Origin of the sequence: Photobacterium sanctipauli (assembly GCF_003026495.1) — a bacterium.
Classification (GTDB): domain Bacteria; phylum Pseudomonadota; class Gammaproteobacteria; order Enterobacterales; family Vibrionaceae; genus Photobacterium; species Photobacterium sanctipauli.
This window is the reverse complement of sequence record NZ_PYMA01000001.1, coordinates 265,467-280,231: the sequence shown is the minus strand read 5'-3', so window position 1 is coordinate 280,231 and position 14,765 is coordinate 265,467. Positions and strand designations below refer to the sequence as shown.

Below are 14,765 nucleotides of genomic sequence, written 5' to 3'. Positions count from 1 at the left end.
TCGGCACAAAGACATAACTTCCTATACAAGCTCTATACTTCATGCAGTAGGTTTGTTTGATGTTAGGGAATACCAAAAATGAAAAACGAAGTATCACAATGGTTGGCACGAGACCCCGATCCGGTTACCCGAGAAGAATTAAAACAACTCCTTGAGGGTGATAATCAGGCTGAACTCGAAGACCGTTTTTCATCCCGCTTGGCATTCGGTACTGCTGGTTTGAGGGGAATAGTTGGTGCTGGTCCTAACAGGATGAATCGGCTGGTTATACAGGAGACTGCACTGGGATTAGGTCAGTACTTGCTGACTGCAGCTGAAAATGCCGCAATGAAAGGGGTGATTATCGGCTATGACGGCCGTCCTGACTCGAAGCAGTTTGCGGAAGATGCAGCTTGTATGCTGATGGCAAAGGGCATTAAGGTTTTCTTAACTGCCAAAGTGGCCCCGACGCCAGTGGTGGCCTTTGGTATTCGCCAACTCGGTACGGCGGCGGGTGTTGTGGTGACGGCAAGCCATAACCCTCCAGTTTATAACGGCTTTAAGGTGTACTGGGGCAACGGGGCACAAATTATTCCGCCTCATGATGCAGGCATCGCAGCACAAATTGATATTGCTGCCACCGAAGCTTTGCCGTCGATGAGCCTTGAGGCAGGGGAGCAGCAGGGACTATTGGTTTGGTTAACTGATGACTATTACAACCAATACCGTGATGCGTTGAATACGAGTCGGTACCTGTCTAATCATACAGAGCCCCAAGGCATTAGCCTTGCTTATACCTCAATGCACGGTGTTGGGGCGGATATGGCAGAAACATTATTGAAAGATGCAGGATTTAACCAAGTTTACAGTGTAAAAGCCCAACGTGAACCTGATGGCGCTTTCCCTACGGTTAACTTCCCTAATCCAGAAGAAGAAGGGGCGATGGATTTGGTAATTGCCGAAGCCGAAAAGCATGGTGCCGTACTTGCTTGTGCCAATGATCCCGATGCCGACCGTTTTGCTGTTGCGGTAAAAACCGAGAACGGTGATTACAAAATGCTGACAGGGGATCAGGTAGGGGTACTGCTTGGCCATTACCTACTGACCCATGCAGTGCCGGAGCAATGCTTAGTGGGAACGACGATTGTGTCTTCAAGCCTGCTGGAGCAAGTGGCCAAGTCGGTCGACGCGGGTTATTTCCAGACCTTAACCGGTTTTAAGTGGTTAACGAACGTGGCCATGCAGCAACAAACGGAGCAAAGCCAATTCCTATTTGCCTACGAAGAAGCGCTCGGTTACACCGTGGGTAATACGGTGTGGGATAAAGATGGCTTATCTGCTTTGGTCGCTTTTGCTCAGCTTACCGCCGAGTTGGCAGCCAGTGACCATACTATTTGGGACCGTTTGGAAGCGATTTATCGTGAACATGGCTTATACCTCAATGCCCAGCGGAGTATCGCCCTAGAGCCAGGTGCGCCGCCGATAGGCGATACCCTGCGTGCCGATCCACCCCAATGTATTGCAGGACGCAAGGTGATGATCGTTGATGATCTGAAAACCTCCCAGAAGATCCATGACGATGGCAAGGTTGAAGCCATTGATTTACCGCCAAGTGATGTGCTGATTTACCATCTGGATGATGATTCCCGCGTTGTGGTTAGGCCGTCAGGGACAGAGCCGAAACTCAAGTGTTATTATGAGGTGATTGAAGCCATGAGCCATGAAGATACTATCGAACATGCTCAGCAACGGGCTGAAGAGGCGATGGCCGATCTTATTGCTAAGCACCAGGCTTCGTTATAACTTTCTGCACATATAAAAACAGCCAGAGTTATCTGGCTGTTTTTTTGCTTCTGGCTCAAGTACTGCTAGCTGTTTTGCTTCTAGCTTAAGTACTGCTAGCTGCTTTTCTTCTCGCTAAGCTCGGCGTATTTGTGCAACAGGTCAGTAAGAACTTTCACCCAACCAAATGCATCTTTGGGTGCTTTTGTCAGAATCGCTTCCACCTGTTGGCAGTGTTGCTCTAGGCTGACGGCCTCTTCAAGATTGAACGACATGGCGTAGAAATGCCATAGGATCAAGCGGGTCATACGCTCAGTATTTTGCGCCGCATTGTCAGATTCTGAGAACGCCACACTGACTTCACCCAAGGCAATGGCTGTCATTCGTAGCATTGCATCGAATTGCGCCGACTTCATACGCTCTTCGCTGTCTACTTCTTCTTGCTCGAAGGTAAACAATTCTTGCATGACATCTTCTGGAACCATACGGCCGATAACGCGCAGGCTAAACTCTTCCAGTTCGTGGCGTGGCATCGTTAGTAGGCATTCAAGTTTGTAATCGCGTTCCATTTTATCTCGGCTTTTATCTGACTTATTAACAACATAGGAAATGACGTAAACAGAGCCACGATATTGCTGTGAGAAAGCGGTCGTTTCTGTCTTGTCATTACCCAATAAAAGGGGGCGTATTTTGAGTGATTTTGCCGATAAAAGCCAGCGCCTGTTTGACAAAACGATGACACCTGAGGGCAGCAGTTCGGATAAGGTCTGCACGAATTCGTAACCAGCAAGACCATTATGACCGATCAACAAAAGCCTAACTCATCGAAACCTAAAGAGGCAGGCAAGCCTTCCATATCACAAGAGCAGCAACCACCGGTGAAGAAGCGACGCTACAAAGCCGTTGCCTATACCTTAATCGGCGGCACATTACTGTTCGGGGCGGGCATGGTCAAAATGGGCATGACCATTAACGAAGAAATCACGGAAAAATTCGAAGGGCAGTTATGGCAACTGCCTTCGGTGGTCTATGCACGCGAGCTAACCCTCCAGCCTGGGGCGGTGATCCGCTATGAAGATCTGATCAATGAGCTGGAAGTACTCAAGTATCGCAAGGTTGAGGGCAAACCAACTAAAGCGGGCGAGTACACCACTAGCCGTTTGAAGGTAGAGTTCATCCGCCGTCCGTTTGAATTTAGGGATGGACTGAAAGATGCTCGTCACCTTGTGGTTGAGTTTGATTATTCCAAGATACGCCGAATTTATGAAGCCGATAGCCAGCGAGAACTCGGTATTGCGAGGGTCGAACCTAAGTTGCTCGGCATGCTGGAAGCGCAAACGGAAGAGCAGCGTATTTATCGTCCAAAAGATGAAATGCCTCAGCCGCTGATTGATGCGCTGATAGCAACGGAAGATCGCGATTTCTACCAGCATGACGGGGTATCGCCTACGGCCATTGCCCGTGCATTTCTTGCCAACATGCAAGCGGGCCGTACGGTACAGGGGGGAAGTACCCTGACCCAGCAGCTGGCGAAAAACATGTTCTTAACCAGCGAACGTAGTTTGTGGCGAAAGTTTAAAGAAGCCTACATGGCGCTAATCATCGACTATCGCTACAGCAAAGACCAGATCCTCGATGCGTATTTAAACCAGGTGTACTTGGCACAAAGTGGTCGAGATGCCGTTCACGGGTTTGAGCTAGGCTCCCGTTATTACTTCGGCTTGCCGTTGCGCGAACTTCGGGTGGATCAGCAAGCATTACTGGTTGGCTTGGTGAAGGGGCCTTCGTATTACAACCCGTGGCGATATGAAGAAAGAGCTAAGCGACGCCGCGATCTAGTACTCCAACTGATGGTGGAAAACGGCACCTTGGAGCAAGCCGACTATTTAGCGGCGATTGAAAAGCCGTTAGATATTCAAGCCAAGGGCAAAATTGCCAATCGTCAGCCCGCGTACTTCGGCCAGCTGCAGCGCGAACTTGAGCAAAAAGTGGATGGTTACCAAGCAGGGCAAGGCTTACGTTTGTTTACCACGCTTGACCCGCGCTCGCAGGCTATGGTGGAGCAGTCTGTTCGAAATACTGTGCCTAAGCTGGAAGCCAATGCCGGTGATGAGCTTGAAACTGCGGTGGTGGTTGCTGACCGCATGACCGGTGAAATACGTGCCATGGTCGGAGGCTCACGTACCGGCTATGACGGCTTTAACCGAGCCTTGGATGCAAAAAGGCAGATTGGTTCGGTGGTGAAGCCGGCAATTTATCTGGCTGCGCTCGAAATGCCAAAGCGCTTTTCGTTAGCGACGAGTTTGCAAGATAAGCCGATCACGTTAAAAGGCGAAAATGGTGAGAATTGGTCACCTCGCAACTATGACCGCCAATTCCGGGGTGAAGTGCCTTTATACCAAGCGTTAGCGAAGTCTTACAACATACCGACAGTTAACCTAGGGATGGCGGTTGGCCTTGATCAAGTAACCGAGACAATGGAGAAGCTTGGCGTCAACCCTGATGAAGTGCCAAAGCTGCCATCCATGTTGCTTGGGGCGTTTACCTTGACGCCAGTTGAGGTAACCCAAATGTACCAAACCATCGCCAGCGGCGGTCACCGAAGTGAGCTGAGTGCGCTTGGCGCAGTCGTTGATAAGCAAGGGAACATTGTTTACCAAAGCTTACCGGTCTCAACGCCTGCGGTATCTGAACAAGCAGCGTGGCTAACCATGTACGGTATGCAAAAAGTCGTGACCGAGGGGACAGGCCGTTATTTGAATTCAGTCTTGCCGTCGTCGCGCTTGGCAGGAAAAACCGGTACGTCTGATAAAGGCCGCGATAGCTGGTATGTCGGTGTTGATGGCCGTGAGGTGGTCACGGTATGGATGGGACGAGATGATAACAAGGCAGTGAAGCTGACAGGCTCTTCTGGACCATTGCGCTTGTATGCCGACTATATTCAGCACCGCGATCCTGAGCCGCTGGTAATGAAAAAGCCTAACCAAGTGGTTGAGTTTGATTATTACCGCGACCAATACGGCGTACTTTCACAAAGCTGCGTTGGCCAGACTCACCTACCCGCATGGGACCCTCAAGGCTCGCTAAAGCAAGGTTGTGCCAAGAAGGTCGGTACGTTCATTAAACGGCTATTTACCTGGTAGTCAGTAGATACATGGCTGGTCGCCCAAAAGGTGAAATTTGCTTGGGGGCGACCAGATAGATACAATGCACCGCTTTGAAACTGGCTACGAGACCACCTTTGTCATGCGTTTATTGAAATCAACCGTTCACCCTGATCTAAAAAACCTTGAAGGAACCATGTTCCACCGCAAGGCGGCGCGAGGCATCATCCTAAATGGTGACAATATCTTGATGCTCTATACAGAGCGTTACCATGACTATACGTTACCGGGTGGTGGAATAGACCAAGGTGAAGATGCCGTTGAAGGGTTGATTCGTGAGCTAGAAGAAGAAACCGGCGCCCAGAATATCCGTGACATCACTGAATTTGGTATGTATGAAGAATATCGCCCATGGTACAAGCCAGATTTCGATATTATGCACATGGAGTCTTACTGCTACGTTTGTACTATCGATGAAAAACTGGGTGAGACAAAGCTAGAAGACTATGAAGTGAAAAACGGCATGAAGCCCGTGTGGATGAATATCTACGATGCGATTGCCCACAACGAGCACACAATGGCAAACAGTGAGAAAAAGGGCATGTCGATTGAACGTGAAACCTTCTTGCTAAGGCGCATTGTTGAAGAGCTGCTGACCGCTTCCCAGCCAGCGTTGAAAGCCGCGAGCTAGCATTATCACCGGTAAACTTGCTTTATCATCGGAAAAATAGAGACATAGAGGGCGAGTTCAATCTCGCCTTTTTTATACCTGCTTTATACCCTCTTATACCCTTCTTCGCATTTTATAGAATGAATGCAGATACTCTCTTTTCAAATTTGACTATTTGGTAGGCTGTAAATTCCACATGACTTTATTTTGTGGGAAATTTTTCTACTTATGGTCTTTTTGGTAGCAAATATTAGGAAAACATTCCCCAAGAATAGGTGTAAATTAATCCTTATAGAATGAAGGGTCTATGTGCGACAGCATAGTTTGAACCCATTTCCCTACACCAAATATTCTGCACAAAGGTATAACAATGAAAAAGCATCTATGGGCTGATTTTATTACGACGGTAAAACGTGAAGTTGTTCCTGCTTTAGGATGTACAGAGCCTGTCTCTGTTGCACTGGCTGCTTCCATTGCGACTCAGCAGCTTACGGGTAAACCAGTAAAAATAGATGCATTTGTATCACCTAACCTAATGAAAAATGGCATGGGTGTAGGGGTGCCGGGCACGGGTATGGTTGGTTTGCCTGTTGCAGCTGCAGTGGGTGCGCTTGCGGGTGAGCCTGAAGCTGGTTTGGAAGTGCTAAAGAGCATCACTAAAGCTGATGTTGAAGCAGCAAAAGCGATGCTAGATGCAGGTTCTGTTAACGTTGGCGTTGCTGAAGTGAGCAACATCCTATTTGCTAAGGCGACGGTATCGGACGGTACCAACACTGCCACAGTGATGATTGCAGACAGCCATACCGAAGTTGTATCGATTGAGGTAAATGGTGAAACGCGCTTTATTGCAGATCAAAAAGCACCAGCCGCGCAAGCGCCGGCAAAAGTGAATATTTTTGAAGAAGCGACGGCGCAGGATATCTATGATTTTGCCTTGCATGCGCCGCTTGAAGATATTGCTTTTATCAACCAGTCGCTCGAGCTAAATGATGCCTTGTCGCAAGAAGGGTTGACCGGTAAGTATGGTTTGCAAATTGGTGCTACGTTCCAGCGCAATGTCGACCGTGGCCTGCTAGCTGGTGGGTTGATGACCGATATCCTACGTCGTACATCTGCAGCGTCTGATGCGCGGATGGATGGCGCCATGAAGCCTGCAATGAGTAATTCGGGTTCGGGTAACCAAGGTATTGCGGCAACCATGCCTGTGGTTGTGGTGGCTGAGCATGTAAAAGCCGATCCTGAAACAACGACACGTGCGCTAATGATGTCGCATTTAATGGCTATTTACATTAAGAGTTACCAAAACAAGTTATCAGCGTTGTGTGGTGCAACAACAGCTTCTATGGGTGCTGTAGCGGGAATGACTTGGTTGCTGGGGGGTAACTTTAAGCAAGTGAGTTCAGCAATTTGCAGCATGATTGGCGATATCACCGGCATTATTTGTGACGGGGCGAAAACCAGTTGTGCAATGAAAGTATCCTCGTCGGCAAGTGCGGCATTAAAAGCAGCCTTGATGGCGCTTGATGGCATCCGTGTGACGGGCTGTGAGGGCATTGTGTGTGATGATGTCGATGCAACCATCCGTAACATGGCATCACTGGCGAATGGCGCTATGACGCAAACAGATGTGCAGATTTTGGATATCATGGTTCATAAATAAGTGATGGCTATTCATCACCGCTAATACAGCAATGACACGAAAAAGAGCACCTTACGAGGTGCTCTTTTCACATTCTATCACCGAAAACTTTGCGCCGGGTGTGATAGAAGACATCCGGGTGATGAAGTCTAACCGGATTTTGGTGTACTGGAATTCGGTTTTAAAAATCAACCACTCAGACTTGTCGGGCTGGGTTTCTGTATTAATACACTTGCCTTCCAATGTACTGTCATCCAGCAAATCAAGCTTTACGTCATAGTGGTACATGCAAGCTATTTCGAAGTAGTCATAAAGATGACAGTCAATTGGCTGATAGCGGTTACTCATGGTTATCCCTCATGTCGTCGGCAGTCATTTTCAAGCGCTATGACATTAAGTTTAAGCTTAGGTAATGGTTTTAGGTAATGCTGTGTTGGGGTTTGAGGCTGCCACGTTCATGCTGTTGCAGCCTCAAGGGGGAATGATTAACTGTTAGCTTGCGATAGAAACTGGCTGTAAATATTGCTGCCAGGCGTCATGATAAAGGTTTTTCGAGGTTGCGCGCAGTTTGGCAATCTGGGCTTTTTCAAACTCGGTAATATCACGTTTCTCTGCAAGTGCATTACGTTCGATGTGCTGTACCTGCTCGTAAATCTCATGCTCTTCGCCGTTTTTAACGGTAGAGATAGCAGAAAGGTGTAACTGAACTTCTGCGATCATCTTTGATTTAGGCAGTTGAACCAGCATCTTAAGGTCACGGTAACCTGACTCGGTTGGTGACTTAAAGCGGTTCTTAATCGCGACAATTTCCACTTCTTTGTTCATCAGCTCAAAGGCTTGAACTAAGCTCGGAATGTCGTCTGCCACAATCGAGGCACGGGCTAAATCGGTAATTTTATCGACCTGGCCGTTTAGCTCAGTGTTAATTTTTACTTCAGCGCGCTCCTTACTTTTTACTGGAGGAACCACTGATGCTGTTTCGGTAACCAAGCTAATTTCATTAATCAGGTTAGCCAGTTCATGCTGGGCAGCTGGCGCAGCATGGTACATAGATTCAAAGTCACTATAAGGCTGTTGAAGTGCAGCCTGCTTCCAACTATCAATGCTGTATAAACCACTTAAGCTTCGCTGAAACGTCTTTTTGCTTGTTTCAGATTGCTTAGACGGTACCTCATAGTCTAGCTCTGGGAAATCTGTGATTGGCGAAGCTACAACCGGGCCTCGACCAAACACCATAAGAAGAATAAAGCCAGTGCGAAGTACAGATTTAATATCCATTGAACAACTCCTGTCATACCGGCCGGTTAGGCCAGTACTATACGTGAAACGGTATCTCTAAGCGCTTTGCTTAGTAAAGGTGACGTATCAGGTGTGTTGCTAGCTACACTTTTTATACCTAAGTAACTTAGGGTATGTGAACAGATTACCAGTTTTATCTGAACGCAGGATGAATTGCAGGAAATAATGCATAAATCCGGTGAATGTATCGATTGAGGGGCTTAGTGAGTAATGAATAGAGTAGAAAAAAGGCCCTAATCTTTCGAATAGGGCCTCTGGTGTGGTTGTTAGGCGATTAAACTAGCTAGCCAGTTTTAATGCCGTTTGAGCGACGGTCTCTGGTTGCAGGTACTGATGCCAGGCCTGCTGGTACATCTCTTGAGTTTGTTTGCGTAGCTGGCTAATTCGTGCCGTCTCGATATCGTTTAGATCTCTATTCTCAGCTTGGGCTGTACGCTCTGTTTGTTGAATTTGCTCGTAGATAACGTGTTCAGGGCCACTTTTAAGTGCCGCAATACTGTCTAGGTGAAGCTGAACTTCTGCAATGATGTTGGTTTGTGGCAATTGCACTAGTAGTTTCAGGTCACGATAGCCTGACGGTGCTGGCTGCTTGAAACGGTTTTTAACCTCAACCACGGTTGCCTCTTTGCTAATTTGCTCGAAGGCGTGAACAAGCGAAGGAATGTCTTTGGCAATTAAAGTACCGCGAGCCATGTCTGTAAGGTGCTCAACGTGGCCATCCAACTCGGTGGCAATTTTGTCTTTGGCTCGTTGCTCTGATTTTACGCCGGGTAGCTGTGGAGTCGTGGATGAGTGAAGGCTAATTTCTGTTAGAAGCTGTTCCAGTTCTTTTTGAGCAGGCTCTGCTTGGGCGTAGAGTTCATCGAATTGGTCATGGGGTTGATACAAGTTATGGGCCCTAAAGCTTTGGACCGAGAACAAACCGCTGAGCGAGCGTTGCAACTTATTCTTTGTATCTTGTGTTGGTGCAGGATGTTCGATATCTGAATCGGTAAATTGAGGGATGGTTGCATTGGCAACAGGCCCACGGCCGAGAATACAAAGCAGAACAAAACACGTTCTGAATAAAGACTTCGAGATCATTGAAACTCCTTAATAACACCACTTAATCTTCCAAGTGGCCTGCTTAAGATATAAGGGCAGAGGGGCGAGTTTCAATATGAATCAAGGTGAAAATAAGCAGGGAAATGTCAGGCGTGTGATTAGATTCGCAATCAGGAAATTTGCGGTGTGATCGAGTTATAACTTTGCATCAAATAATGAACTTATTCATGGGCACTTTAGCTGGAAAATTGAACAGCAACCACCATGTTACTGGTCTGATATTCTGCTTTTTCTTTAAAAGATGGTAATTGATGTTGTGATCTTGCGCGTCTTTCAAATCTTTCTTTTGTTGTCGTGTCTTAAGCGATGGCGGCATAACCTGCGCTCTTTTCAGCCAAGGTGCATATTATGCCAACCATTATTCCAGCGTAATACTTAGACCAATGGCTTATCCTGGTGGGTATTATTAGCCTCAGGCACCATGGATTATCAATGGCAATATAGGGGGGAAAGACAGCGGTTTGAGGCCGTGAATCGGATTTAACTACGATCGGCTTAATGCTAAACTGCTTGCTCAACTAGCATTGAGAAGGACTCGTTTTGCAACAGGATTTATTGATTATTTTTGTCGCCGTTTGGCTCGGTTTGTCCGTTGGCAGCTTCATGCTGTTCCAACGTGGTTCAGATGTTGAGAGAAAGCGGAAGCTATGGCCAATCTATACCATTTGTAGCAATGTGGTGATAGGTGCTGTGATTGTCTATATGCAGCCACCTTTAATGATGATGTTGGGCCTGCTTGCCTTTATGGTGCCGCTAACTTGGCTGACTATTCGTTCAACAAAGTTCTGTAGTGCTTGTGGTAACCCGTCACGATCGCCTTTCTTTATGAAGCCACCGACAAAGTGCTCACACTGCCAAAAGCCGCTAGACTAACTGGCCAAAATAGAAATTGAACTTGGTTGCTTTACATTGCCTAAAAGCAACCAAGTGATTAAATCTTATGCGGTGCCGATTAGGCAGGGGCATTCAGCTTAGGGGCTAATGCCGCATTGGCAAATTGGATACCTTGCCAACCATACTTCATAAAGTGGCGAATATTTTGATGGTCGGTGTTTTCCGGGTGCTGTAACACGTCAACCCGGTAAAAATCACCAAAGCAGGCCAGCGTTTCGGCTTCATTGAGCTGATTGGCTTTTGCAAAAGCGAAGATCTTACATGAGCCTTCATTTTGACCGGCCTCATTTCGCAGGGTTTCTTTACCTAAACCGTTAGTAAATGCAGTCGGTGTATAGGTGTAATGCTGTTCAATGGTTTGGATAACATCTTTGAAGCAGACGGTTTCTATGCTGTTCTTGATTTGATCCAGTAGCGCATCCATGGCTGTTTAGCTCCTAGAAGGGGCCACAATGACCCCTGAGTAAATAATAAGTGATGAAAATCTAGCATGAACCTCGCTATGATTAGCGTTGGTTTTGCTTGCGAGCCTGTTGTTTCAGCTCAAAATCAAGTTCATCAGGGTAAACGACAAGCCCGTCTTCATCTTGATTTGGGAAAATAACCACTGCCAACTCATCATCTTCAAGGCCATGAGTCCAGCGGCTGTGCCATTTATTTAGTGAGATTGATTCTGCTTTGCAATCTTCCCACTCGCCAGTTGCCCAAGATTCAGCGAATTCTTTGTTTGGCCATACCGGTACGCAATCTTCATAGTCGGTATTAAGCATCACACAACCGTGCTCATCGGTCAGAATCCAAATTTCGCGGTTAGCAACAACTTCTTTAACCAAGTATTTGTAACGTTTTTCAGCGTCATAGCCCTGAATGGCTTCAACTTGATTTGCTTCAAGCGGCGTGGACATGTCTATTTTCCTGTAACACATTCTAATTCCGACATAGCATAGAGGAAAATTAGACTTTAGTCATTGTGTTATCCCGATCTGATGAGGGTATGAAGGCGATAAAAAAGCCCCGCAAGTGGCGGGGCTCTGGTATTTGAAAGTGCTTTTAAAAATAGCTAAGGCATTATTTAAGCGTGTAAGGCACCCTGACGGTGAGCTGGAAATCAGGGGCGTCAGCTGTAAGGCCTGCATTGATACCAACATTTAGTGTGGTTTCTGGGTTAATCGCATAGTTGGCGCCCATTGACATAGAGCTGAGTTGCAGCAATTTCGCATTGTCGACGTTCTGACCATCTTGTTTGGTTTTAAAAATGGTTTTGTGGCTAAGCCCTAAGCTGAACGAGAATTTAGGGTTGACCGAAAAACCCATACCGGCGCTGAAACCAATCGTATCACCAAGGTCAAGTTCAACAGATTGGCGATTTCCATCAGCATCATCAAAGGAAACATCATCTTTAATATTCCAGATATAGCTCAAGTTGGCGTAGATAACAGCAGGGTCTAACGGCATAATCATGGTGAGGTTAGGTTCGATACTTGGGAAACCTGAGCCTGTTGATAGTTCATCGCCACTTGTCTCGAATGGAGAACGGCCTGTTGTTGACTTAAAGCGTACCCCTGCAATCCAATAAGGGGCCCCTGTCATATTAATTTGGTATTTAAAGGCAGCTTCTAAATCACCAAGGTCACTATCAGAGAAGGTTTGAGTTTCTGGCGCGGTACTTGGTTGACCATCATTAGCACGTCTGGAAATAGAGTCATAGCGGTAAACCCACGGGATCCTTGCCTCCACCTCTAATCGATTGGTGATACCATAACGCCCAGTTAAGCCGAATGTTAATGTGGTTCTGTCGGTATCGCTGGCTTCAATCAGGCCGACGATAAGGGCGGGTAAGACGGTATAACCTACAACGTTAACCGTGTTAGAGGAGTTTTGAGTAAAAGAGAAACTGGTATCGAGAACAAACGATCCTTTAGGGGTCAGAACCCCAGGAAGGTCTGGGTCAAGTAAGTCCCCGAAGGTTTGCACTCGTTTAGGCTTTTCATTTTGAGTTGTTGAGTTGTTTGTCTCATCAGCCAGAACTGGCCCTGATAATAAAGCAAGAAGCGCGATATAGCTTATGTTATTGATATTACTCACGATTTCCTCACTTAGCTATAAGTGTTGCCCCAAAGAATCAGCATCGTATCTATATGACAAAAAAGTACTGACATTTTTTAATAAGAAAATGATAGTAGAGGTAAGAATATCTTGGTACTTGAGAATCTCAGATCTGGTCTTATTCATGAGACAGCTTATTACTGTTCTCTAATATGAGATGAAAAGGATAAATAATCTTATTATTAAGCCATATTCTGAAAGTTGAATTGATGAGACGGGATTATCATATATTGTGCGTTGTAAATATTATGATTTAAATAACAAAAATGATATTTAAGTGAGTTCGAAATTTATTAAAAATAATACAAACATAAAACTTGCCAAGCCTATAGTTAAGTTATCTCGCAAACACATGCGAGTGATTATAAAAAATAACTGCTCAATTATATTTGGAGTATGACCATGCGTAAAACAAGTATCGCACTATTTATAGCAGTAGTAGCTTCTCCAGTAGCGCTAGCAAATTCATACTATAACCCTTACGGTTATGACGATAAAGAGAACACAATTTCAGACTCATTTAATAAAACATTAGATGCAGATCTATATGTAACTAAGAATAACGAATACACTAAGAAAGTATCGTATAGCGATGATAGCGACAAACTACTTATGTACGATGTAAATAATACAGATGAGCATAAGTACATCGATAATAGCATGCATGATTACAGCCAAGACTGGGATGTTACAATTAAAGATACCTACAATGTAGCTTCTTCATATCTTGATGGTATGGTTACTTACAGTAAAGTTGAATACGGCGCGGGTTGTTGTGGTGGTGGCCATGGTTACTACGGTAAAGGCGGTCACGGTTACTCATCGTCAGATCCATCAATGCTAACAGTTAACCACACTAATGATATGTCGGGCGCATTCTCTGGAGCGTCAGGTGTTAACCTTGCTGGTCAGAACGCAGGTAATAACTCGTTACTACAGCAAACAGCTAGCACCAACGCGACTCTTGCAGGAAATTAACACATAACTGAGGGCTGGTTAACAGCCCTCAGGAGGATGTCATGAAATATTTAACACTGATAGCTGCAACCCTGGTTTCGTTTAACCTCTATGCTGCTGATGAGTTGGATATTCTAGCAAATTCTGAATTACTACATGAAGATTATATGACCACAACGCGTGGTGGAGAATACGAGTTAAAACTCGATAATATTCATGCGAGTTCAGATATGCACGGCAATGTTGGTGGTAATAGTGCATATAACAACACAACAGGTGATAATATCATTGATAACGCTGCGTTAAGCGATTCATCTGGGGTGTTTAATATTGTACAAAACACCGGTAATAATGTGTTGATACAAAATGCAACCGTGGTAAACCTGACATTGAAGTAATTGTTAGTCTATCTATGCTGGCTTAGCGCCAGCGACCAATAACAATAAAGATATATTGAATTGGTTTCGCAGGGGTAACAACTATGCTTCTGGTTAGTGATACTCAGACTAATAAGTATCATGTTCAAACGGATGTGCAAAAAAAATATTATATTTGGAGTATTATCATGCGTAAAACTAAAATTATGCTATTAGCAGCTATTATTGCATCACCTATGGCTTTTGCAGACGATGATTACTACTACGATGATTACTATCATGATGATCCAACTTATAACATTCAAAATAGTGGTAACAAAGATGTTGGTATCAAAGTAGATTATGATTCTACCTATAAAACTGACAAAGACTACTACATCACCAAAGATAACGACTTCTTAGGTATGAAAAATGTAGGTAATACCTATAAAGTGCATGACGAAGATAACTCGAAGTGGACAGCAACGAAAGATATTGATATCGATAAAGAAATCAATACTTATCTTGCGAAGTCTAAGCTACATGGTGCTGTAATGGGTACATCAGTAACCTATGGCGGTGCATGTTGTAAAGGCAAGTCGTCATCTTCAGTGGTTGAAGTTGATCACGCAAACTACATGGGCGGCTCATTCGTTGACGCCTCTGGTATCAACATTGCGGGTCAGAACGTGGGTAATAACTCACTTGTACAACAAACTACAAGTACTAACGCAGCGCTTGTTGGCTCAGGTGGAGCAACATCACCAATCGGTGGTGGCTCATACTAATATCGAAAAGGGCCGCAAGGCCCTTTATTCTTAAAATTATCATAATTGATATTTTTTAGTGACAAGTTTTGTATAGTATTAATTGAT

At 45.4% G+C, this 14,765-nt stretch carries 15 protein-coding genes; 8 read left to right on the top strand and 7 right to left on the bottom strand.

The window, feature by feature from the left end:
* Positions 1–78: 78 nt before the first annotated feature.
* A complete protein-coding gene (locus C9I98_RS01235; RefSeq protein ID WP_036832506.1) occupies positions 79–1,782 on the top strand; it encodes a phospho-sugar mutase in 1,704 nt (567 codons plus the stop codon).
* Positions 1,783–1,877: 95 nt separating this feature from the next.
* Here C9I98_RS01235 and C9I98_RS01230 read toward each other — a convergent pair whose 3' ends face one another.
* The gene (locus C9I98_RS01230) at positions 1,878–2,330 is read right to left on the bottom strand and encodes a hypothetical protein (RefSeq protein ID WP_036832530.1); all 453 of its coding nucleotides are present in this window, start codon (positions 2,328–2,330) and stop codon (positions 1,878–1,880) included.
* 228 nt (positions 2,331–2,558) lie between these two features.
* Here C9I98_RS01230 and mrcB point away from each other — a divergent pair, with 228 nt between their 5' ends.
* The 3 genes from mrcB (at position 2,559) to C9I98_RS01215 (ending at position 7,195) form a co-directional block, all read left to right on the top strand.
* The gene (gene mrcB, locus C9I98_RS01225; protein ID WP_051902742.1) at positions 2,559–4,904 is read left to right on the top strand and encodes a penicillin-binding protein 1B; all 2,346 of its coding nucleotides are present in this window, start codon (positions 2,559–2,561) and stop codon (positions 4,902–4,904) included.
* Positions 4,905–5,007: 103 nt separating this feature from the next.
* Positions 5,008–5,556, top strand: coding sequence for an NUDIX domain-containing protein (locus C9I98_RS01220; protein ID WP_036832535.1), 549 nt, complete (start codon positions 5,008–5,010; stop codon positions 5,554–5,556).
* 349 nt (positions 5,557–5,905) lie between these two features.
* Positions 5,906–7,195 (top strand): L-cysteine desulfidase family protein, encoded by a 1,290-nt coding sequence (locus tag C9I98_RS01215; protein WP_036832509.1) that lies wholly within the window; start codon positions 5,906–5,908, stop codon positions 7,193–7,195.
* A gap of 51 nt (positions 7,196–7,246) precedes the next feature.
* On the opposite strand, the gene C9I98_RS01210 is transcribed toward C9I98_RS01215, so the two are convergent.
* The 3 genes from C9I98_RS01210 to C9I98_RS01200 form a co-directional block, all read right to left on the bottom strand.
* Positions 7,247–7,522: a Rho-binding antiterminator gene (locus C9I98_RS01210; protein WP_036832512.1), complete on the bottom strand. Its 276-nt coding sequence runs from the start codon at positions 7,520–7,522 to the stop codon at positions 7,247–7,249.
* Between the two features lie 144 nt (positions 7,523–7,666).
* Complete coding sequence (locus tag C9I98_RS01205; RefSeq protein ID WP_173424733.1) at positions 7,667–8,446, bottom strand: RelA/SpoT domain-containing protein; 780 nt, start codon at positions 8,444–8,446, stop codon at positions 7,667–7,669.
* A gap of 306 nt (positions 8,447–8,752) precedes the next feature.
* The gene (locus C9I98_RS01200; RefSeq protein WP_036832516.1) at positions 8,753–9,556 is read right to left on the bottom strand and encodes a nucleotidyltransferase family protein; all 804 of its coding nucleotides are present in this window, start codon (positions 9,554–9,556) and stop codon (positions 8,753–8,755) included.
* 561 nt (positions 9,557–10,117) lie between these two features.
* Here C9I98_RS01200 and C9I98_RS01195 point away from each other — a divergent pair.
* A complete protein-coding gene (locus C9I98_RS01195; RefSeq protein ID WP_036832519.1) occupies positions 10,118–10,450 on the top strand; it encodes a hypothetical protein in 333 nt (110 codons plus the stop codon).
* Between the two features lie 79 nt (positions 10,451–10,529).
* On the opposite strand, the gene C9I98_RS01190 is transcribed toward C9I98_RS01195, so the two are convergent.
* The 3 genes from C9I98_RS01190 to C9I98_RS01180 form a co-directional block, all read right to left on the bottom strand.
* A complete protein-coding gene (locus tag C9I98_RS01190; RefSeq protein WP_036832522.1) occupies positions 10,530–10,895 on the bottom strand; it encodes a HopJ type III effector protein in 366 nt (121 codons plus the stop codon).
* 82 nt (positions 10,896–10,977) lie between these two features.
* Positions 10,978–11,376: a DUF2750 domain-containing protein gene (locus C9I98_RS01185; RefSeq protein ID WP_036832525.1), complete on the bottom strand. Its 399-nt coding sequence runs from the start codon at positions 11,374–11,376 to the stop codon at positions 10,978–10,980.
* Positions 11,377–11,539: 163 nt separating this feature from the next.
* Positions 11,540–12,556: a transporter gene (locus C9I98_RS01180; RefSeq protein WP_338049228.1), complete on the bottom strand. Its 1,017-nt coding sequence runs from the start codon at positions 12,554–12,556 to the stop codon at positions 11,540–11,542.
* Positions 12,557–12,979: 423 nt separating this feature from the next.
* On the opposite strand from C9I98_RS01180, the gene C9I98_RS01175 reads away from it, so the two are divergent.
* The 3 genes from C9I98_RS01175 to C9I98_RS01165 all read left to right on the top strand — a co-directional run bounded on the left by C9I98_RS01175 (position 12,980) and on the right by C9I98_RS01165 (position 14,678).
* Positions 12,980–13,555, top strand: coding sequence for a hypothetical protein (locus tag C9I98_RS01175; protein ID WP_036827383.1), 576 nt, complete (start codon positions 12,980–12,982; stop codon positions 13,553–13,555).
* A gap of 41 nt (positions 13,556–13,596) precedes the next feature.
* A complete protein-coding gene (locus C9I98_RS01170) occupies positions 13,597–13,932 on the top strand; it encodes a hypothetical protein (RefSeq protein WP_036827381.1) in 336 nt (111 codons plus the stop codon).
* 83 nt (positions 13,933–14,015) lie between these two features.
* The gene (locus C9I98_RS01165) at positions 14,016–14,678 is read left to right on the top strand and encodes a hypothetical protein (RefSeq protein ID WP_245907064.1); all 663 of its coding nucleotides are present in this window, start codon (positions 14,016–14,018) and stop codon (positions 14,676–14,678) included.
* Positions 14,679–14,765: the final 87 nt, after the last annotated feature.

Excerpts from the sequence above, each read along its gene's own strand:
- C9I98_RS01185 (WP_036832525.1), bottom strand. The coding sequence starts at position 11,376 with ATGTCCACGCCGCTTGAAGCAAATCAAGTTGAAGCCATTCAGGGCTAT.
- C9I98_RS01190 (WP_036832522.1), bottom strand. The coding sequence starts at position 10,895 with ATGGATGCGCTACTGGATCAAATCAAGAACAGCATAGAAACCGTCTGC.
- mrcB (WP_051902742.1), top strand. The coding sequence starts at position 2,559 with ATGACCGATCAACAAAAGCCTAACTCATCGAAACCTAAAGAGGCAGGC.
- C9I98_RS01235 (WP_036832506.1), top strand. The coding sequence starts at position 79 with ATGAAAAACGAAGTATCACAATGGTTGGCACGAGACCCCGATCCGGTT.
- C9I98_RS01165 (WP_245907064.1), top strand. The coding sequence starts at position 14,016 with ATGCTTCTGGTTAGTGATACTCAGACTAATAAGTATCATGTTCAAACG.
- C9I98_RS01170 (WP_036827381.1), top strand. The coding sequence starts at position 13,597 with ATGAAATATTTAACACTGATAGCTGCAACCCTGGTTTCGTTTAACCTC.
- C9I98_RS01220 (WP_036832535.1), top strand. The coding sequence starts at position 5,008 with ATGCGTTTATTGAAATCAACCGTTCACCCTGATCTAAAAAACCTTGAA.
- C9I98_RS01175 (WP_036827383.1), top strand. The coding sequence starts at position 12,980 with ATGCGTAAAACAAGTATCGCACTATTTATAGCAGTAGTAGCTTCTCCA.
- C9I98_RS01210 (WP_036832512.1), bottom strand. The coding sequence starts at position 7,522 with ATGAGTAACCGCTATCAGCCAATTGACTGTCATCTTTATGACTACTTC.
- C9I98_RS01200 (WP_036832516.1), bottom strand. The coding sequence starts at position 9,556 with ATGATCTCGAAGTCTTTATTCAGAACGTGTTTTGTTCTGCTTTGTATT.
- C9I98_RS01215 (WP_036832509.1), top strand. The coding sequence starts at position 5,906 with ATGAAAAAGCATCTATGGGCTGATTTTATTACGACGGTAAAACGTGAA.
- C9I98_RS01230 (WP_036832530.1), bottom strand. The coding sequence starts at position 2,330 with ATGGAACGCGATTACAAACTTGAATGCCTACTAACGATGCCACGCCAC.